Raw genomic sequence first — 18202 nt, 5'->3', positions numbered from 1 at the left:
GGGCGCTCGAAAGGTGCTGTGCACACGCGCGTGGTACGGGCGACGTACCGTACGGGCGTGGGCTCAGGTACCGTGGGAGCCCTACGACGGGCTCTCCATGGAGAGGCCGTCCTGGATCATGAACGCGTGTCAACCTGGGGCCGTCGAGCCCCGTCGTTGAGGGGGTCGAGCCATGGGGCGCGGCCGGGCCAAGGCCAAGCAAGCGAAGGTCGCCCGCCAGCTGAAGTACAACAGCGGCGGGACAGATCTCTCACGCCTGGCCGAAGAGCTGGGCGCATCGCCATCAAATATTCCGCCGAATGCTGAGCCATTCGAGGACGATGACGATGACGATGAGCAAGACGACGACCCGTACGCACGGTACGCCGAGCTGTACGGGGACGATGACGAGGATGACGGCGAGGACTCCTCGCAACACCGTCGCGGCGCTTGACCTTGTACTGAGCACCCACCCGGTCGGTGACTTCGGTCACCGACCGGGTCTTGTGCTGCCTGCACGGTCAACCGCTCCCACACGGTTACCCGGTCCTGGCCATGTCCAGGACCGGGTCTCCGCTGTGTCCTAGACCGCGTAGTCCCCGACCAGCTCCGCGCCCGTCGGGTGCTCGCTGCGCTCGGTGATCTCGCCGGCGACCCAGGCCTCCACGCCTCGGTCGGCCAGCGTCGCGAGGGCCACGTCCGTCGACTCCTCGGGCACGATCGCCATCATGCCGACGCCCATGTTCAGGGTCTTCTCCAGCTCCAGGCGCTCGACCGATCCGGTCCTGCCGACCAGGTCGAAGATCGGGGCCGGGGTCCAGGTGGAGCGGTCCACGGTCGCGTGCAGCCCGTCCGGGATCACCCGGGCCAGGTTGGCCGCGAGGCCGCCGCCGGTGATGTGGGAGAAGGCGTGGACGTCCGTGGTGCGGGTGAGCGCCAGACAGTCCAGCGAGTAGATCTTGGTGGGCTCCAGGAGCTCCTCGCCGAGCGTGCGGCCGAGCTCGTCGATCCGGGACTCCAGGGCGAGGCCAGCCTGGTTCAGCAGGACGTGCCGGACCAGGGAGTACCCGTTCGAGTGAAGGCCGGAGGCCGCCATGGCGATCACCGTGTCACCCGTGCGGATACGATCCGGGCCGAGCAGCCGGTCGGCCTCCACGACGCCCGTACCGGCGCCGGCGACGTCGAAGTCGTCCTCGCCGAGCAGGCCCGGGTGTTCCGCCGTCTCGCCGCCGATCAGGGCGCAGCCGGCGAGCACACAGCCCTCGGCGATGCCCTTGACGATGGCGGCGACCCGCTCGGGGTGCACCTTGCCGACGCAGATGTAGTCGGTCATGAACAGCGGTTCGGCGCCGCACACCACGATGTCGTCCATGACCATGGCGACCAGGTCGTGGCCGATCGTGTCGTACACGCCGAGCTGACGCGCGATGTCGACCTTGGTGCCCACGCCGTCCGTGGCGGAGGCGAGGAGCGGACGCTCGAAGCGCTTGAGGGCGGAGGCGTCGAAGAGGCCGGCGAAGCCGCCGAGGCCGCCGAGGACCTCGGGGCGCTGCGTCTTCTTCACCCACTCCTTCATCAGCTCTACGGCGCGGTCGCCCGCTTCGATGTCGACGCCCGCGGCTGCGTAGCTGGCACCAGTTGTCTCAGACATGACGGTGAGAACTTTCGTGTCGTACTGCAGACGTATTCAAAAAAAGCACAGCACGGGCTGCCTACGGGCGACGGATCGCGTCGGCTGCGGCCGTGGCTGCCGGACCGGCCGCCAGCTCGGTCTCCAGGAGCTGCTTGCCGAGCAGCTCGGGGTCCGGGAGCTCCATCGGGTACTCGCCGTCGAAGCAGGCGCGGCAGAGGTTCGGCTTGTCGATGGTGGTGGCCTCGATCATGCCGTCGATGGAGATGTAGGAGAGCGAGTCGGCGCCGAGCGAGGTGCCGATCTCCTCGATGGTCATGCCGTTGGCGATGAGTTCCGCGCGCGTGGCGAAGTCGATGCCGAAGAAGCAGGGCCACTTCACGGGCGGCGAGGAGATCCGGATGTGGACCTCGGCGGCGCCCGCCTCACGGAGCATGCGGACCAGGGCCCGCTGGGTGTTGCCGCGCACGATCGAGTCGTCGACGACGACCAGCCGCTTGCCCTTGATGACTTCCTTCAGCGGGTTCAGCTTCAGACGGATGCCGAGCTGGCGGATCGTCTGCGAGGGCTGGATGAACGTCCGGCCGACGTACGCGTTCTTCACGAGGCCCGCGCCGAAGGGGATGCCGGAGGCCTCCGCGTAGCCGATGGCGGCCGGGGTGCCGGACTCCGGTGTCGCTATGACCAGGTCGGCGTCGACCGGGGCTTCCTTGGCGAGCTTGCGGCCCATCTCCACGCGGGAGAGGTACACGTTCCGGCCGGCGATGTCGGTGTCCGGGCGGGCCAGGTACACATATTCGAAGACACAGCCCTTGGGCTTCGCGTCCGCGAATCGGGAGGTGCGCAGGCCGTTCTCGTCGATGGCGATGAACTCGCCCGGCTCTATCTCCCGGACGTAGGCCGCGCCGCAGATGTCGAGGGCGGCGGACTCGGAGGCGACCACCCAGCCGCGCTCCAGCCGACCGAGGACCAGCGGGCGGATGCCCTGCGGGTCGCGGGCCGCGTAGAGGGTGTGCTCGTCCATGAAGACGAGCGAGAAGGCGCCCTTGACCTGCGGGAAGACTGCGTGGGCTGCCTCCTCGATGGTCAGCGGCTTGCCGTCCTCGTCGACCTGGGCCGCGAGGAGCGCGGTGAGCAGGTCGGTGTCGTTGGTGGCCGCTACGCGCGGGGTGCGCCCTTCCTGCTTGGGCAGGTCGGCGACCATCTCGGCGAGCTGGGCCGTGTTGACCAGGTTGCCGTTGTGGCCGAGCGCGATCGAGCCGTGCGCGGTGGCACGGAACGTCGGCTGGGCGTTCTCCCAGGTGGACGCGCCGGTGGTCGAGTAGCGGGCGTGTCCGACCGCGATATGACCCTGGAGCGAACCGAGCGAGGTCTCGTCGAAGACCTGGGAAACGAGACCCATGTCCTTGAAGACGAGGATCTGGGAGCCGTTGCTGACCGCGATTCCCGCGGATTCCTGACCCCGATGCTGGAGGGCGTAGAGCCCGAAGTAAGTGAGCTTGGCGACCTCTTCACCGGGAGCCCAGACTCCGAAGACGCCGCAAGCGTCCTGGGGTCCTTTCTCGCCGGGGAGCAGATCATGACTGAGTCGACCGTCACCACGTGGCACGCCACCGAGTGTAGGCGAGATCGACCACTGGTCCGAATTGGGGCTACCTGCCGGTAACCGGATCACTTCTCGGCGACGTTATCCATGATCGACTCATTTTTGCAGGTCAGACCTGATACGCGGTGATCCGACAGCCGATCGGACGTGCCCCGGCGGCGACCGCGCGGGGGCCGTTCCCCGGGTGCGAGTGAGGTGTCGCACACCATTGAGGACGGCCGGAGGGCGGGATCTCATCCTCTGGTCAGTCGGACCTGGTCGCCGTCGGCCGTGCCGAGCGTCAGCGTGGCTCCCTTGACCTCGGTGGTGAGGGCACCCTCGGCGAGGGCGGCGGACAGGGTGCGCTCGAAGGTCATGGGCCGGCCCTGACAGGCCATCCTGGTCGCCCTGGCCTCGCTGAAGGTGACACTGTCGCCCTCGACGACGGCCTTGGCGGTGAAGTTGTTGCAGCCGTAGCTGCCCGCCGCCTTGCCGTCCTCGATCTTCAGGTGCGCGCCGTCCGGGGCCTCGTGGGTGGTGCCGTCCACGATGACGCTGTCGACGTTCCACCGGACCCCGGTGACGGGCTGCTCCGCGCTCACCGCCCCGCTGCCGGGCTGCTCGCCGTCCGTCTTCTCCGCGCCGCAGGCCGCGACGAGCGGGAGCAGCGGAAGCAGCAGGGCGGCGGCGGTCAGCGTCGTGCGCCGCTTGTACGTGTGCGTAGGGCTGTGCCTCTGCCTGTACATGCCGGTTCGACGGGACGGGTGGGGTGGTCGGTTCCACCTGGGTTCGATTCGGGCGTCGGTTTCAGGACATGAGCGGCAGCAGGGCCGCGAGGTCGGCCCGTTCCCCGCTCGCGCCGACTTTCGCCGACTCCACGGCGTCCTGCCAGGTCACCCGGCCGGTCGCCAGCCGGATCCAGGTCAGCGGATCGGTCTCGACGACGTTGGGCGGGGTGCCGCGGGTGTGCCGGGGGCCCTCGATGCACTGCACCACGGCGTACGGCGGGATCCGCACCTCGGTCGCGCCGCCGGGCGCCTTGACGGCGAGGGCGTCGGCGAGCAGCCGGGTGGCGGCGGCGAGCGCCTGACGGTCGTGCGGGATGTCCAGGCCGGGGACGGCGGCGTTGAGGTCGTCGGTGTGGACGGTGAGTTCCACGGTGCGGGTGACGAGGTAGTCGGCGAGGGTGATGGCGCCGGCGTTGGTGGCGAGGAGGCGGGGGCCCGGGTGGGCGTCCAGATCCGCGGTGAGGCGCTGCCCGGTGTCGGCGAGGAACGCGGCGAGGTCGGTGTGCCGCTCGGCGAGGAGACGGGCCATGCCGTCGATGCCGCCGGAGTTCGCGGACGTCGCGAACGGCCAGTCGAGGAGTGCGGCGTCCTGCCGGGCCGGCTCCGGCTTGTCGAGGAACCGGCCGACGGCGAGGAGCGCCATGCCGATGTGCGCGACCAGTTCCCGGACGGTCCAGTCGCCGAGCCGGGTGGGCCGTGCGAGCTGCTCGGGGCCGAGGCCCTCGACCGCCTCCCGCACGTTCCCGAACTGGGCGAGGACCGCGGCCCGGGTCCTGACGGGGTCGTACGCACGCGTGCGCTTCTTGGCCGGAGGCATGGAGTTGAGCCTAGGGCTTGTCCCCGCCGACGGCGAAGGCCCCGTCCGTGGGTGCGGGCGGGGCCTTCGGGGTGCTGCTGGTGGGGCTGGTGGTGGAGCTCGTGGTGGGCTGCCGCTTACGCGAGCAGCGCCGGGATGGTCTCCTCGTGCGCCTTGCGCAGCTCCTCGAGGGACAGCTCGAACTCGCCCTGGAGCTCGACCGTCTCCCCGTCCACGACGCCGATGCGGGTGACGGGCAGACCGCGCGCCCCGCACATGTCGTTGAAGCGGAGCTCCTCGGAGCGCGGGACGGCCACCACGGCACGCCCCGCCGACTCGGAGAAGAGAAGGGTGAAGGCGTCGAGGCCGTCCGGTACGACCAGCCGCGCGCCCTTGCCGCCGAGCAGCGCCGACTCGACGACCGCCTGGATCAGACCGCCGTCGGACAGGTCGTGGGCGGAGTCGATCATGCCGTCGCGGGAGGCGGAGATCAGGATCTCGGCGAGCAGCCGTTCCCGCTCCAGGTCGACCTTCGGGGGCAGTCCGCCCAGGTGGTCGTGGACGACCTGGGACCAGGCCGAACCGCCGAACTCCTCGCGCGTGTCGCCGAGGAGGTAGAGCAGCTGGCCCTCCTCCTGGAAGGCGACGGGCGTGCGGCGGGCGACGTCGTCGATGACGCCCAGCACGGCCACCACCGGGGTCGGGTGGATGGCCACCTCGCCCGTCTGGTTGTAGAGCGAGACGTTGCCGCCGGTCACCGGGGTGCCCAGCTGCTGGCAGGCGTCGGCCAGGCCGCGGACGGCCTCCGCGAACTGCCACATCACCGCCGGGTCCTCGGGCGAGCCGAAGTTCAGGCAGTCGGAGACGGCGAGCGGCTTGGCGCCGGTCGTGGCCACGTTCCGGTAGGCCTCGGAGAGGGCCAGCTGCGCGCCCGCGTACGGGTCGAGCTTGGCGTACCGGCCGTTGCCGTCGGTCGCGATGGCGACGCCGAGGCCGCTCTCCTCGTCGATCCGGATCATGCCGGAGTCCTCGGGCTGGGCGAGGACGGTGTTGCCCTGCACGAAGTGGTCGTACTGGGACGTGATCCACTTCTTCGACGCCTGGTTCGGCGAGGCCACCAGCTTCAGGACCTGGTCCTTCAGCTCCTGGCTCGTCCGCGGCCGGGGCAGCTTGTTCGCGTCGTCCGCCTGGAGGGCGTCCTGCCACTCCGGGCGGGCGTAGGGGCGCTCGTAGACCGGGCCGTCGTGGGCCACGGTCCGCGGGTCGACGTCGACGATCTTGCCGCCGTGCCAGAAGATCTCCAGCCGGTCGCCGTCGGTGACCTCGCCGATCACCGTGGCGATGACGTCCCACTTGTCGCAGATCTCGAGGAACCGGTCGACCTTCGCCGGCTCGACGACCGCGCACATGCGTTCCTGCGACTCGCTCATGAGGATTTCCTCGGGCGAGAGCGTCGAGTCGCGCAGCGGTACGTCGTCCAGCGTCACGCGCATGCCGCCGGAGCCGTTGGAGGCCAGCTCGGACGTCGCGCAGGAGAGGCCTGCCGCGCCGAGGTCCTGGATGCCGACGACCAGCTTCTCGGCGAAGGCCTCCAGGGTGCACTCGATGAGGAGCTTCTCCTGGAAGGGGTCGCCGACCTGTACGGCCGGGCGCTTCGACGGCTTGGCGTCGTCGAAGGTCTCGCTCGCCAGGATGGACGCGCCGCCGATGCCGTCGCCGCCGGTCCGGGCCCCGTACAGGATGACCTTGTTGCCCGCGCCGGACGCCTTCGCGAGGTGGATGTCCTCGTGCCGCATCACGCCGATGGCGCCTGCGTTGACGAGCGGGTTGCCCTGGTAGCAGGCGTCGAAGACGACCTCGCCGCCGATGTTCGGCAGCCCCAGGCAGTTGCCGTAGCCGCCGATGCCGGCGACGACGCCCGGCAGGACGCGCTTGGTGTCGGGGTGGTCGGCCGCGCCGAAGCGCAGCGGGTCCACGACCGCGACCGGGCGCGCGCCCATCGCGATGATGTCGCGGACGATGCCGCCGACGCCCGTGGCCGCGCCCTGGTAGGGCTCGACGTAGGAGGGGTGGTTGTGCGACTCGACCTTGAAGGTGACCGCGTAGCCCTGGCCGACGTCCACGACGCCCGCGTTCTCGCCGATGCCCACGAGCAGCGCATCGGACTGGGGGGCCTTCTCGCCGAACTGGCGGAGGTGGACCTTGGAGGACTTGTAGCTGCAGTGCTCGGACCACATGACCGAGTACATGGCGAGCTCGGCGCCGGTCGGGCGGCGGCCGAGGATCTCCACGACCCGCTCGTACTCGTCCTTCTTCAGGCCGAGTTCGGCCCAGGGCAGCTCGACGTCGGGGGTCTCGGCCGCGTGCTCGACCGTGTCCAGAGGCGTCCGGCTCATGCGTTGACCAGCTTCTTGAGGATCGAGGTGAAGAACGGGAGGCCGTCGGTGCGGCCGGAGCCGATGAGGGGCTCGACGGCGTGCTCCGGGTGCGGCATGAGGCCCACGACGTTGCCGGCCTCGTTGGTGATGCCGGCGATGTCACGGAGGCTGCCGTTGGGGTTCACGTCCAGGTAGCGGAAGGCGACGCGGCCCTCGGCCTCGAGCTGGTCGAGGGTGTACTCGTCGGCGACATACCGGCCGTCCATGTTCTTCAGCGGGATGTGGATCTCCTGGCCCGCTTCGTAGTCGGCCGTCCAGGCGGTGTCCGCGTTCTCCACCCGCAGTTTCTGGTCGCGGCAGATGAAGTGGAGGTGGTCGTTGCCGAGCATCCCGCCGGGCAGCAGATGGGCTTCGGTGAGGATCTGGAAGCCGTTGCAGATGCCGAGGACCGGAAGGCCGGCCTTCGCCTGCTCGATGACGGTCTCCATCACCGGCGAGAAGCGGGAGATGGCTCCGGCGCGCAGATAGTCGCCGTAGGAGAAACCACCGGGAAGGACGACTGCGTCGACCTGGTGGAGGTTCTTGTCCTTGTGCCAGAGGGCGACCGGTTCGGCGCCCGCGAGGCGGATCGCACGCTGGGTGTCCCGGTCGTCGAGGCTGCCCGGAAAAGTGACGACGCCAATACGAGCGGTCACTTCGCGGCCCCCGCGACTGCTTCTTCCGACTCGACCTTGACGGTGAAGTCCTCGATCACGGTGTTGGCGAGGAAGGATTCCGCAAGATCGTGGATGCGGGCGAGCGCGGCCTCGTCGACCGGGCCGTCAACTTCCAGTTCGAATCGCTTTCCCTGACGTACGTCGGAGATGCCTTCGAAACCCAGCCGCGGCAGTGCGCGCTGCACCGCCTGGCCCTGGGGGTCGAGGATCTCCGGCTTGAGCATGACGTCGACTACGACGCGTGCCACTGGCACTCCCGGTGGTGTGGTGCTGAGCAGGCTCCTGCAGGAGTACTTCCAACAGGTGTCTTCGGTGTCTTCAGACTACCCGTACAAAATTTCTACGCGGGTAGAGTTGTAGGAAAGTACGTGAGCGCCATCACGATCAGGTATCGGACCTGTGCCTTCGCGGAAATTTCAGGGAAAGATCCGGGGTGCACCCGCGTTCCCTATTGCCCTGGGACACGCGGACAGATTTAGTCGGGCTTCACATTGCAATGCCGGGCACTGTACAAATGAATTGGTAATAGCCGATACTTTGCCCCATAACAGGCGAACAGTCGACATCTCCGCGACGTCTTGGCACGTCATCGCAGAGCTGTCGCACGAAGGGACCGATATTCGTGGCGCAGAAGGTCGTGGTCACTCTCTTTGACGACATCGACGGCTCGGAAGCGGCGGAAACGATCGCCTTCGGGCTCGACGGCAGGTCGTACGAGATCGACCTGAATGAAGCCAATGCCAAGAAACTGCGTAAGGCCCTCGCGCCCTACGTGGACGCCGGCCGCAAGCGGTCGAAGTCCGGCAAGGCCTACAAGCAGACCGAGGTCGCTCCCGACCCGTCGGCGGTCCGCGCCTGGGCCCAGGCCAACAAGATGGAGGTGCCGGCCCGCGGCCGCATCCCCAAGAAGATCTACGAGGCGTTCGCCGACGCGCAGTGAGCGCTGCCGGGTGAGCCCGGCCCGGTGAGCGCCGGGCCGACGGCCGGTCACCCGCCCCTCGAACGAACCGACTTGCGCTGCACCCCTCCGGGTCGGCTAGAGTCTGGAGCACGCCGAGGGGCGGGGCCCGAAAAGCCCAGCTCACGGAGTACACGCGGGTGTAGTTCAGTAGCAGAACATCCCCCTTCCAGGGGGAAGGCGCAGTGTGCAATTCCTGTCACCCGCTCTGCATCGCCGGTCTGACCAGTCTTCTGGATCAGGTAGGCTGGTGCTCGCACCGACCGGTGAAAGCTGGTCGGAGGCAATGCGGACGTAGCTCAGTTGGTAGAGCGCAACCTTGCCAAGGTTGAGGTCGCGAGTTCGAGCCTCGTCGTCCGCTCTTGTATCAAGCCCCCCGGCTGTTGCCGGGGGGCTTTTTCATGCGCGCCCGCGCCCACCGTCGTCTGACATTTGTCATGCGGAGTGGTGACACCTCGCACTGCTGCCGACCCCCGTCCGCGGGGACGCTGGAGGCATGGACACGAATGAACACGTGATTGAGGTCACCGACCTCCGGCGTGTGTACGGGGGCGGGTTCGAAGCGGTCCGTGGGATCTCCTTCCACGTCGACCGCGGTGAGATCTTCGCGCTGCTCGGCACGAACGGCGCCGGCAAGACATCGACGGTCGAATTGCTGGAGGGGCTCGCGCGACCCGACGGCGGGCGGATCTCCGTCCTCGGCCACGACCCCTGCGCCGAGCGGGCCGCCGTCCGGCCACGCACCGGCGTGATGCTCCAGGAGGGCGGCTTCCCCTCCGAGCTGACCGTCGCCGAGACCGCCCGGATGTGGGCCGGCTGCGTGAGCGGCGCCCGCCCCGTCGCGGAGGCGCTGTCGCTGGTGGGGCTCGCCGGGCGGGCCCGCGTCCGGGTCAAGCAGCTGTCCGGGGGTGAGCGGCGCCGCCTCGACCTCGCGCTCGCGGTGCTCGGCGAACCCGAGGTGCTGTTCCTGGACGAGCCGACGACCGGCCTGGACGCAGAGGGCCGCCGGGACACCTGGGACCTGGTGCGCGCCCTGCGCGACGCCGGTACGACGGTGCTGCTGACCACGCACTACCTGGAGGAGGCGGAGAACCTCGCCGACCGGCTGGCCATCCTGCACGAGGGCCGCATAGCGGCCGCGGGGACACCCGGCGAGGTCACCGGCGCCCAGCCGTCCCGGATCGCCTTCGAACTGCCCGAGGGGTACTTCGTGGGCGACCTGCCGCCGCTGGCCGAACTGGGCGTGTGCGGTCACGAGGTCGAGGGGCGTGTCGTGCGGCTGCGCACCCGGGAGTTGCAGCGGGCGGCGACCGGGCTGCTGGTGTGGGCGGAGCGGGCCGGGGTCGAGCTGCGGAGGCTGGACGTGCGGTCGGCCTCGTTGGAGGAGGCGTTCCTGGGGATCGCCCGGCAGGCGTCGAACAGCGACAGGACCGGCGACCGGACCGGCGACCGGACCGAGGAGGTCGCGGCATGAGCGGGGCGACGGTGAAGGACTCGACCGGCCGTGCGGCCACCCGCGCGGTCACCACGCCGGTGAGCCGGATGGCCGCCCTCGCGCGTGCCGAGCTGACCCTGCTCGGACGCAGCAAGAGCACGCTCATCGCGGCCGTGCTGGTGCCGCTCGTGCTGCCGGTCAGCCTGATCACAGTGGTCAAGGACATGGAGGTGGAGGACGCCGGGCTGAGCATCGGCCTGGTGCTGCTGCCCGCCGCCATCGGCTTCTCGCTGCTGTTCGGGGTGTACTCGGCGCTGGCGGCCATATACACCGCCCGGCGCGAGGAGTTGGTGCTGAAGCGGCTGCGCACCGGCGAGCTGCGGGATGCGGAGATCCTCGGCGGGGCGGCGCTGCCGGTCCTCACCACCGGGCTGGTGCAGTCCCTGGTGCTGGTGGTCGGCTCGACGGTGCTGCTCGACATACCGGCCCCCCGGGCTCCCCATCTAGCCGTTCTGGGGCTGCTGTTGGGCCTGGCGATGTGCGCGGCGCTCGCGGCGGTCACGGCGGCGGTGACCCGGACCGTGGAGAGCGCGCAGGTCACCACCATGCCGATGGTGCTGGTGTCGATGCTCGGCTCCGGGATCACCGTCCCCCTCGAACTGCTGCCCGACCGACTCGCCTCGGTCTTCGAACTGCTGCCGCTGTCCCCGGTGATCGCCCTGATACGCGGCGGCTGGACCGGCGATCTGTCGGTGTACGAGGCCCTGGGCGCCCTGTTGACCGCACTGGCCTGGACCGTGCTGGCGGTGTTTGCTGTATGGCGGTGGTTCCGGTGGGAGCCGCGGCGCTGAGAACGGGGGGCTACAGGGAGATGCGCGGGCCGGGAGGCTGGTGGCGGCAGAAGAGCACACCGGCGAAGTTCGAGACGTACACGCGATGTTCGTTCCACTTCTTCTGGCTGACCGAGATCGTCGGCGTCGGCCTGCCGGCCATCGGACTGCTCGGGCCGGGGCTGGGTGCGGGGCTGCTCACCGCGGTGGCCCTGCACGGCGGGGTCTGCATGCTGACGGTGTCCCGGGCGCTGGACTGGACGCGCGGGCGGCGCCCGCAGCCGGTGCGACTGCTGTGGACGCTCGCCTCGCTCACCGCCGTGATCGCCGTCGCGGCGATGGGGATCGCCAAGCACGGGCCGAGCGGCGAGAAGGTGGACAGCGCCGCGGGCGGGGTCTTCGGGGTCGTCCTGATCGTCGGTGCGGGGGTCCTCGTGCTCGGTGTGCGGGATCGGCGCCGCGTCTACGCGATCGTGGGCGGCTTCGCCTTCGGCTCGGGAGCGATCACATTGGCGCTGGGCGGGCCCGCCGCCTCTGTCCTGGTCACCATGGGGGGCGTGCTCGTCGGCTGCTCGTTCCTCGCCTTCACCGCCGTCTTCTCCATCTGGCTGCTCGACGCCGTCTACGCGCTCGACGAGGCCCGCGAGACCCGGGCCCGGCTCGCCGTCGCGGAGGAGCGGCTGCGGTTCGGGCGGGATCTGCACGATGTGATGGGGAGGAATCTGGCGGTGATCGCCCTGAAGAGCGAGCTGGCCGTGCAACTGGCCCGGCGCGGGCGACCGGAGGCCGTGGAGCAGATGATCGAGGTCCAGCGGATAGCGCAGGAGTCGCAGCGGGAGGTCCGCGCTGTCGTGCGGGGCTATCGGGAGGCCGACCTCGGGGTCGAACTCGCGGGTGCGCAAGGCGTGTTGACGGCGGCGGGGATCGCGTGCGAGGTCCGGGGCGAGACGGGCGGGCTGCCCGCCGAGGTGCAGTCGGCGCTCGGCTGGGTGGTGCGGGAGACGACCACCAATGTGCTGCGGCACGGGAACGCCGGGCGGTGCTCGGTGGCACTGCGGGTGACGGAGGGACGTGCGGTGCTGACGGTGGAGAACGACGGGGCGCGGGAGAGCGACGACGAGAGCGACGGGTCGGGGCTGGTCGGGCTGCGGGAACGGCTGCAGGCGGTCGACGGGACGCTGGAGGCCGGGTTCGCCGGCGCGGGCGTGTTCCGGGTGGTGGCCGAGGTGCCCCTGGCTCCCGTGACTCCTCGGACTCTCCAGACTTCCGTGCCCACCCAAGCCGTTGTGAGCGAGGTCACTTCATGACGACGCCGGTGCGGGTGCTGCTCGCCGACGACGAGCACCTCATCCGGGGCGCGCTGGCCGCGCTGCTCTCCCTGGAGGACGACCTGGTGATCGTCGCCGAGGCGGCCACCGGACCGGAGGCGCTGGCCATGGCACGGGCGCACCGGCCCGATGTGGCCGTCCTGGATCTTCAGATGCCGGGCGCCGACGGTGTGAAGGTCGCCACATCCCTGCGGACCGAACTGCCCGGCTGCCAGGCCATGATCGTCACCAGTCATGGTCGGCCGGGGCATCTCAAGCGGGCGCTTGCGGCGGGTGTACGCGGGTTCGTCCCGAAGACGGTCAGCGCTCAGCGGCTCGCGGAGATCATCCGCACGGTGCACGCCGGGAACCGTTACGTCGACCCGGAGTTGGCCGCCGACGCGATCGCCGCCGGGGACTCGCCGCTGACCTCGCGCGAGGCGGAGGTGCTCGAACTCGCCGCCGACGGAGCGCCCGTCGCGGAGATCGCCGAGCGGGCCGCGCTGTCGCAGGGAACCGTGCGGAACTATCTGTCGTCGGCGGTCTCCAAGCTCGGGGCGGAGAACCGGCACGCGGCGGTGCGGCTCGCCCGGGAGCGAGGTTGGGTATAGTTGCTCTCGCGCCACGGCACCACGGTGACCACGGCGCGATGCGGACGTAGCTCAGTTGGTAGAGCGCAACCTTGCCAAGGTTGAGGTCGCCAGTTCGAACCTGGTCGTCCGCTCGGTATCGAAAAAGGCCCCCGGTTCTCCGGGGGCCTTTCTCATTGCGTGTCGGGCGTCACGCCCAGCTGGTGCCCGTCAGGCGCTCGTAGGCCTCGACGTACTTCGCGCGGGTCGCGTCCACGATGTGCTGGGGCAGGGGCGGCGGGGGCTGCTCGCTCGCGCGGTCCCAGCCGGACTCGGCCGAGGTCAGCCAGTCGCGCACGAACTGCTTGTCGTACGAGGGCTGCGCGCGGCCCGGCTGCCACTGGTCGGCCGGCCAGAAGCGGGAGGAGTCCGGGGTGAGGACCTCGTCGGCGATGACCAGCGTGTCCCCCTCGAAGCCGAACTCGAACTTGGTGTCGGCGAGGATGATGCCCCGGTCGCGGGCGATGTCGCGGGCCCGGCCGTAGACGGCGAGGGTCGCCTGCCGGAGCTGGGCCGCGGTGTCGGCGCCGACCTGACGGGCGACCTCCTCGTAGGAGACGTTCTCGTCGTGCTCGCCGACGGCGGCCTTGGTGGCCGGGGTGAAGATCGGGGCGGGCAGCTCGCTGCCGTCGACCAGGCCCTCGGGCAGGGCGAGGCCGCAGACCGTGCGGGACTCCCGGTACTCGAGAAGGCCCGAGCCGGTGAGGTAGCCGCGGGCCACGCACTCGACGGGGACCATCTGCAGCGACTTGCAGGTCAGGGTGCGGCCGGCCCAGTCGGCGGGGGCGCCGGCGGGCAGTTCCGTGCTGAGGACGTGGTGCGGGACCAGATCGGCGAGCTGGTCGAACCACCACAGGGAGAGCTGGGTGAGGACGCGGCCCTTGTCGGGGATCTCGGTCGGCAGCACCCAGTCGAAGGCGGACGTACGGTCGCTGGCGACCATCACGAGATCGCCCGCCTCGTTCTGGTACAGCTCGCGCACCTTGCCGGTGTGCAGATGCACCAGGCCCGGCACCTGAAGGGGCTCGGGCTTTTCTACGAATCCGGACACGGTTCCTCCCCGTGGTTCTGTCCAACGACTCGATTGTCCCGTATGACTGCTCAGCTCGAGGCAGCGGGTCAGTCGCGTTTGCAGATGCGGTCCAGGAGGTTGGCCGTCGCGCGTTGGATGCGGGGGTCCACATGGCCGGGCCGGTCCAGGGCCGGGGACCAGGCGAAGGTGCCGGAGGCGAAGACCAGCGCGCCGGAGGGGGCGCGGTAGAGGGAGGTCTCCTGGTGCCGGAGGACGCCGTCGCCGTCGGTGTACGGGGAGTGGGCGAGGAGGATGCGGTCCTCGTGGGGCGGCAGCGGGGTGCGCGGGAAGTAGCGGTCGGCCTCGCCCGCGACCAGGTCCTCGATGCCGTCGCCCTCGCCCGCGCCGGTCGCCTCCCACAGCCAGTGCTCGGCGTTGCGGACGATCAGCGGGTGCGGCTCGGGCACCCGGCCCGCGTACTGGATGCCGATCAACTGCTGCTCGGCGCGGTCGATCTCCCGCCACAGGACGGGTTTGCCGGGCCCCCTGCGTTTACGGCAGGTGAGCAGCCGGCCGGGCACGCCGAACGGGGACGGCGCCAACTCCACCTGCCAGTAGAGGGAGTTGGCGGACAGGAACACGAGTGAGGTGCCGCTGTCGCGGGCGAGTTCCACGGTGCGGCGCATGCTCGCCGACCAGTACTCGTCATGGCCGGGGAAGACCAGGCCTCGGTAACGGGTGGGGTCGATGCGACCGGTGTGCAGGTCGCGGGCGTCGGCGTAGGCGAGGTCGTAGCCGTAGCGCTCGGCCCAGCGGATGAAGTCGTAGGCGTGGCCGACGTGCAGGGGGAGGCCGGCGCCGGCGTACGGGCGGTCGAAGGAGACCGTCGTCGCCGCGTCGGCCTCGCCGAGGAGACGGCCGCTGTCGTCCCACGCGTGGTAGAGGCTGGCGCCGGTGCGGCCGTCCTCGGGGTAGAGGTTGTAGGCCTGCCAGGTGATGTCGGGGAGGACCAGGAGCAGGTCGGCGGGGTGGTCGTCGCGGACCGTGAAGGGCACGTGGGAGCGGTAGCCGTCGACGGTGGTGAGGACGGCGACGTACGCGCCGACGTTCCAGTACGACGGGACCTGCAGACGCCAGGAGAGCCACCAGTGGTGGCAGGAGACCGTGCGGTCGGCGGTCAGGGGCGGGGGCTGGACGATGCCGGAGAGGCGCGGGCTGGTGGTGATCTTGGCGGCGCCGTCGCCGTCGTAGTGGCCGATGCGGTAGATGTCGACGCTGAATTCCTGGGGCGGGTCGACGGTGATGTGGAAGTCGACGGCGTCGCCGGGGGCGACCGCGCCGGTGGAGACGAAGCCCTTGATCTGGCGGCGGACGTCGTCCGCGGAGCGGGGAGCGCCGGCCCCGGGGGCGGTGCGGGGGGCGGGGACGCGGGGGGCGCCCTGCGCGGGGGCCGAGGCGGGGGCCGGGTCCACGTACCAGGGGACGACCTGGCCGGTGTCGTCGAAGTACGTCTCGCTGCCGCGCAGCCAGGGGAGGGGGCCCTGTCCGAAGGGATCGGTCACGGCGTGGGCCAGCGCTCCCGACTCCCATCGGCGGATGCGCTCCGGTCCTGGTCCGGGTCCTGGTCCTGGTCCGGGTGCCATGGTTCTCCCCTCCCTCGTGCCCCCGTGGTGGTTCGTGCGTACGTGACCGCCGTGCGCGTTCGTCTCGCGTGCCTCGCGTGCCTCGCGTACTTCATGTGTCTCGTGTGCGTCGCGCGTGTCTCGCGTTTTGTCTTATGTCGCGAGCCCTTGCCATGGGCTCTATCGGTCCCAGCACATCACATAACGCGCGCAGACAGTCACTATTCGTTGCGAATTGGCCGAAAGTGGAAGGGGGTGCTCCGGTAGGGCTTTGCGGTGGCGGTGCTGCGGCTTCGCCGAGTTCAGCCGAGCCGTACCGGCTTCTCCGGACGTATGCCCAGCTCCACGAGCCAGGTGCGCAGCGGGACCGCGTCGCCGTCCTCGACGAGGCTGAGGATCCGGGGGGCCAGATCGGCCACGCGCACGCCGTCGACCATGAGTGTCGGGCCGTCGAGCCAGTCGAGGCCCGGGGTCGCGCCGACCGTGTCCATCGCGGCGCAGCAGACCATCGCCGTGACGTGATCGGCGAGGAGCTCGCGGTCGGTGCGCGGGGGCTGGAGGGGGAACAGGGGGAGCGCGTCGTCGTTCCAGAGCGCCGTGTCGGGGCCCTGGCCGGGCGCCGGGGGACCGACGGGAGCCGTGGGCGCGGCTGCCGCCTCCTCCCGGCCCACCTCGACACCGAGCCGGGCGGCGAGGGCGGCGCTGCGGGGGTTGGGGGGCTGGAGGTCCTCGGCGTCGAGGGCTTCGGGAGTGAGGGCGGGGTCGGAGTCGGGGCCGGAGTCGGCCGTGGGGGGCATGCCGAGCGGCTCCGTCAGCGGGGGCGCAGGCGGCGGGGCGGCCGGGTCCGTCGGGTAGGACGTGTCCGCGTGGGGCCCCTCCGCGCCGTGGTCCTCCTCCCCGGCGTCGGGCCGGTCCGCCAGGTGGTCCAGGACCCGGGCCAGGGTGGGCCCCCCGGGGTGAGCGATGCTCGTGGGGTGGGCAGAGCTCGTGAGGTCGAGGCTGCTCGTGGGGTCCAGGTGACCTGCGGGGCCGAGACAGCTCGTGGGGTCGAGACGGCTCGTGGGGTCGAGACGGCTCGTGGGGTCGAGACGGCTCGTGGGGTCGGGGGTGCGGCGGACGCCGAGGGCGTCCAGGACTCGGTGGAGGCGGGCCGCGTCGGTGCGCCACTTGCGGTCCACGACCTCGTCCGGGTAGTCCTCCCAGGCCACCGGGGACCAGTCCGGGCCGGGTTCCGCCGGGCCGCCGTGGAAGAGGCGGGCGGCGAGCAGCGAGGCGGCCTCGTCGACGGCGCCGGGCTCTTCGAGCAGGTCACAGGCGGGGCGCTCGCCGAGCCGGGAGGCGAAGCCCTCGGCCAGCCGGTCGCGCCGGGACAGCTCGGTCAGGGCGGCGACGACTCCCGCGTCCAGCCGGGAGGGCCAGCGGCCCATCCGCCAGGCGGGCAGCGCCACTCTCGTGAGCAGCCGGTCCCAGCCCGCGTACGCCAGGCCCACCTGTTCCTGCGCGACGATCCGCAGCCCGTAGTCCACAGCCTGTGCACGCTCGGCGGCCGCGGCGGCCACGCCCCGCTCCATCTCGCCGGCGTGGACCTGGCAGCCGCGCAGCATCAGCCGAGCGACCCAGCCGATGCCCGAACAGAACGGCCGCAGGACGGGATACCGGCTGCCTCGGTCGGCACAGTCGGCCACCGCCGCGTCCAGCCCGCGCACGAAGCGGCGGGCCGCGGCTATGTCCGGGTGCGCCGAGGGGCCCGTACCGGCGACCACGGGGGCGAGGACGGCGCGCAGCTCTCCGACCCGCATCCACCACAGGAACGGGGAGCCTATGACGAGCACGGGCGCCGCTGTCGCACGGCGGTGGAGAGCGCCGTTGGAGCCGCCCGCGCCGGCTATCTCGTCCCCGTCGCGGGACGGGGGCGGGCCGTGGGCCGGGTGGGTGCGGTCCTCCAGCCAGCTGTCGCAGTCCGGAGTGAGCGCTATCGCGGAGGGCACGGGGACGTCGAGGCGGTCGGCGAGGTCACGGACCAGGCGGTACAGATCGGGGGCCGCCTCCTCGGCGACGGCGACCGTGGGACTGACGGCGGGGCGCGCGCGGGCTACGACCAGGGCGATCACGCCCGCGGCGAGCAGTACGACGAGTGCGACGACGGACACGGTCCAGCGCGCGGCATCCCAGCCCGGGCCGGCGAACTGGCCGGTGGAACCGCCCGCGAGCAGGATCACGGCGGCGGCCGCGGGCAGCAGCGCGACGGCGAGCGCCCGGCTGCGGATGCGCAGCACCGCCAGCGCCCGGGCCCGCGCGGCCTGCGCGCCCACCTCCACACCCATACCGGTCACGACCGGACCTCACCCCCTCCCTGCAGTCCTGTTTCCCCCGGCTGTCTTCGCAGTTGTCACTCCCCCACTGTGGCACCCGCCACTGACATCGCAATGCCGGTGGGCCAAGTGCCGGAACGAGTACCGGATGGCTTGCGCCGCACCCTAGTTGGCGCTCCGGCCCCCGTCAGCCGGATAGCTCAGCGCTCACTCGATGGAATGGCC

16 protein-coding genes and 3 tRNA genes are annotated in these 18202 nt (G+C 70.9%); 9 read left to right on the top strand and 10 right to left on the bottom strand.

All coding sequences use genetic code 11. From position 1 onward, the window contains the following. Positions 1-172: 172 nt before the first annotated feature. Positions 173-433, top strand: a complete 261-nt coding sequence (locus ACWD4O_RS10015) for a DUF3073 domain-containing protein (RefSeq protein WP_307164157.1) — start codon at positions 173-175, stop codon at positions 431-433. Positions 434-562: 129 nt separating this feature from the next. Here the strand turns inward: ACWD4O_RS10015 and purM are convergent, their stop codons facing one another. From purM to purS, 7 genes are all read right to left on the bottom strand, one after another. Continuing rightward, positions 563-1630: a phosphoribosylformylglycinamidine cyclo-ligase gene (purM, locus tag ACWD4O_RS10010; RefSeq protein WP_451279168.1), complete on the bottom strand. Its 1068-nt coding sequence runs from the start codon at positions 1628-1630 to the stop codon at positions 563-565. A 61-nt stretch (positions 1631-1691) separates the two neighbouring features. Beyond that, positions 1692-3218: an amidophosphoribosyltransferase gene (gene purF / locus ACWD4O_RS10005; protein ID WP_451279166.1), complete on the bottom strand. Its 1527-nt coding sequence runs from the start codon at positions 3216-3218 to the stop codon at positions 1692-1694. Between the two features lie 230 nt (positions 3219-3448). Further along, positions 3449-3940: an META domain-containing protein gene (locus ACWD4O_RS10000; protein WP_451279164.1), complete on the bottom strand. Its 492-nt coding sequence runs from the start codon at positions 3938-3940 to the stop codon at positions 3449-3451. Between the two features lie 61 nt (positions 3941-4001). Then, positions 4002-4799 (bottom strand): sterol carrier family protein, encoded by a 798-nt coding sequence (locus tag ACWD4O_RS09995; RefSeq protein ID WP_451279162.1) that lies wholly within the window; start codon positions 4797-4799, stop codon positions 4002-4004. A 116-nt stretch (positions 4800-4915) separates the two neighbouring features. After that, on the bottom strand, positions 4916-7174 hold the full coding sequence (gene purL, locus ACWD4O_RS09990; RefSeq protein ID WP_451279160.1) for a phosphoribosylformylglycinamidine synthase subunit PurL: 2259 nt from the start codon (positions 7172-7174) through the stop codon (positions 4916-4918). Beyond that, positions 7171-7851, bottom strand: coding sequence for a phosphoribosylformylglycinamidine synthase subunit PurQ (purQ, locus tag ACWD4O_RS09985; protein WP_451279158.1), 681 nt, complete (start codon positions 7849-7851; stop codon positions 7171-7173). The genes purL and purQ overlap by 4 nt, the downstream gene beginning before the upstream one ends. Continuing rightward, complete coding sequence (gene purS / locus ACWD4O_RS09980) at positions 7848-8120, bottom strand: phosphoribosylformylglycinamidine synthase subunit PurS (RefSeq protein WP_020131278.1); 273 nt, start codon at positions 8118-8120, stop codon at positions 7848-7850. The genes purQ and purS overlap by 4 nt, the downstream gene beginning before the upstream one ends. 374 nt (positions 8121-8494) lie before the next feature. Between purS and ACWD4O_RS09975 the strand changes: the two genes are divergently transcribed. From ACWD4O_RS09975 to ACWD4O_RS09940, 8 genes are all read left to right on the top strand, one after another. Further along, positions 8495-8812 (top strand): histone-like nucleoid-structuring protein Lsr2, encoded by a 318-nt coding sequence (locus ACWD4O_RS09975; RefSeq protein ID WP_351910786.1) that lies wholly within the window; start codon positions 8495-8497, stop codon positions 8810-8812. Positions 8813-8966: 154 nt separating this feature from the next. After that, positions 8967-9038, top strand: a tRNA-Gly gene (locus ACWD4O_RS09970). Positions 9039-9118: 80 nt separating this feature from the next. Continuing rightward, positions 9119-9191: transfer RNA gene (locus ACWD4O_RS09965), tRNA-Gly, on the top strand. Between the two features lie 135 nt (positions 9192-9326). Continuing rightward, positions 9327-10304 (top strand): ABC transporter ATP-binding protein, encoded by a 978-nt coding sequence (locus tag ACWD4O_RS09960; RefSeq protein WP_451279155.1) that lies wholly within the window; start codon positions 9327-9329, stop codon positions 10302-10304. Next, positions 10301-11116 (top strand): ABC transporter permease, encoded by an 816-nt coding sequence (locus ACWD4O_RS09955; protein ID WP_451279153.1) that lies wholly within the window; start codon positions 10301-10303, stop codon positions 11114-11116. The genes ACWD4O_RS09960 and ACWD4O_RS09955 overlap by 4 nt, the downstream gene beginning before the upstream one ends. A gap of 20 nt (positions 11117-11136) precedes the next feature. Continuing rightward, on the top strand, positions 11137-12402 hold the full coding sequence (locus ACWD4O_RS09950; RefSeq protein WP_451279151.1) for a sensor histidine kinase: 1266 nt from the start codon (positions 11137-11139) through the stop codon (positions 12400-12402). After that, positions 12399-13013, top strand: coding sequence for a response regulator (locus ACWD4O_RS09945; protein WP_451279149.1), 615 nt, complete (start codon positions 12399-12401; stop codon positions 13011-13013). Before ACWD4O_RS09950 ends, ACWD4O_RS09945 begins: the two co-directional genes overlap by 4 nt. 40 nt (positions 13014-13053) lie before the next feature. After that, positions 13054-13126 (top strand) — tRNA-Gly (locus ACWD4O_RS09940). Between the two features lie 56 nt (positions 13127-13182). Here the strand turns inward: ACWD4O_RS09940 and ACWD4O_RS09935 are convergent. From ACWD4O_RS09935 to ACWD4O_RS09925, 3 genes are all read right to left on the bottom strand, one after another. After that, complete coding sequence (locus ACWD4O_RS09935) at positions 13183-14082, bottom strand: phosphoribosylaminoimidazolesuccinocarboxamide synthase (protein WP_451279147.1); 900 nt, start codon at positions 14080-14082, stop codon at positions 13183-13185. Between the two features lie 68 nt (positions 14083-14150). Continuing rightward, entirely contained in the window at positions 14151-15686 is a 1536-nt protein-coding gene (locus ACWD4O_RS09930; RefSeq protein ID WP_451279145.1) for a N,N-dimethylformamidase beta subunit family domain-containing protein, read from the bottom strand. A 281-nt stretch (positions 15687-15967) separates the two neighbouring features. Continuing rightward, the gene (locus tag ACWD4O_RS09925; RefSeq protein WP_451279353.1) at positions 15968-17989 is read right to left on the bottom strand and encodes a hypothetical protein; all 2022 of its coding nucleotides are present in this window, start codon (positions 17987-17989) and stop codon (positions 15968-15970) included. Between the last annotated feature and the right edge of the window lie 213 nt (positions 17990-18202).

This window comes from Streptomyces sp. NPDC002623, from assembly GCF_053592635.1.
This window is presented reverse-complemented; position numbering and strand designations above follow the sequence as displayed.

Excerpts from the sequence above, each read along its gene's own strand:
- ACWD4O_RS09960 (WP_451279155.1), top strand. The coding sequence starts at position 9,327 with ATGGACACGAATGAACACGTGATTGAGGTCACCGACCTCCGGCGTGTG.
- purM (WP_451279168.1), bottom strand. The coding sequence starts at position 1,630 with ATGTCTGAGACAACTGGTGCCAGCTACGCAGCCGCGGGCGTCGACATC.
- ACWD4O_RS09955 (WP_451279153.1), top strand. The coding sequence starts at position 10,301 with ATGAGCGGGGCGACGGTGAAGGACTCGACCGGCCGTGCGGCCACCCGC.
- ACWD4O_RS09925 (WP_451279353.1), bottom strand. The coding sequence starts at position 17,989 with ATGGGTGTGGAGGTGGGCGCGCAGGCCGCGCGGGCCCGGGCGCTGGCG.
- purL (WP_451279160.1), bottom strand. The coding sequence starts at position 7,174 with ATGAGCCGGACGCCTCTGGACACGGTCGAGCACGCGGCCGAGACCCCC.
- ACWD4O_RS10015 (WP_307164157.1), top strand. The coding sequence starts at position 173 with ATGGGGCGCGGCCGGGCCAAGGCCAAGCAAGCGAAGGTCGCCCGCCAG.
- ACWD4O_RS10000 (WP_451279164.1), bottom strand. The coding sequence starts at position 3,940 with ATGTACAGGCAGAGGCACAGCCCTACGCACACGTACAAGCGGCGCACG.
- ACWD4O_RS09930 (WP_451279145.1), bottom strand. The coding sequence starts at position 15,686 with ATGGCACCCGGACCAGGACCAGGACCCGGACCAGGACCGGAGCGCATC.
- ACWD4O_RS09995 (WP_451279162.1), bottom strand. The coding sequence starts at position 4,799 with ATGCCTCCGGCCAAGAAGCGCACGCGTGCGTACGACCCCGTCAGGACC.
- ACWD4O_RS09950 (WP_451279151.1), top strand. The coding sequence starts at position 11,137 with ATGCGCGGGCCGGGAGGCTGGTGGCGGCAGAAGAGCACACCGGCGAAG.
- ACWD4O_RS09945 (WP_451279149.1), top strand. The coding sequence starts at position 12,399 with ATGACGACGCCGGTGCGGGTGCTGCTCGCCGACGACGAGCACCTCATC.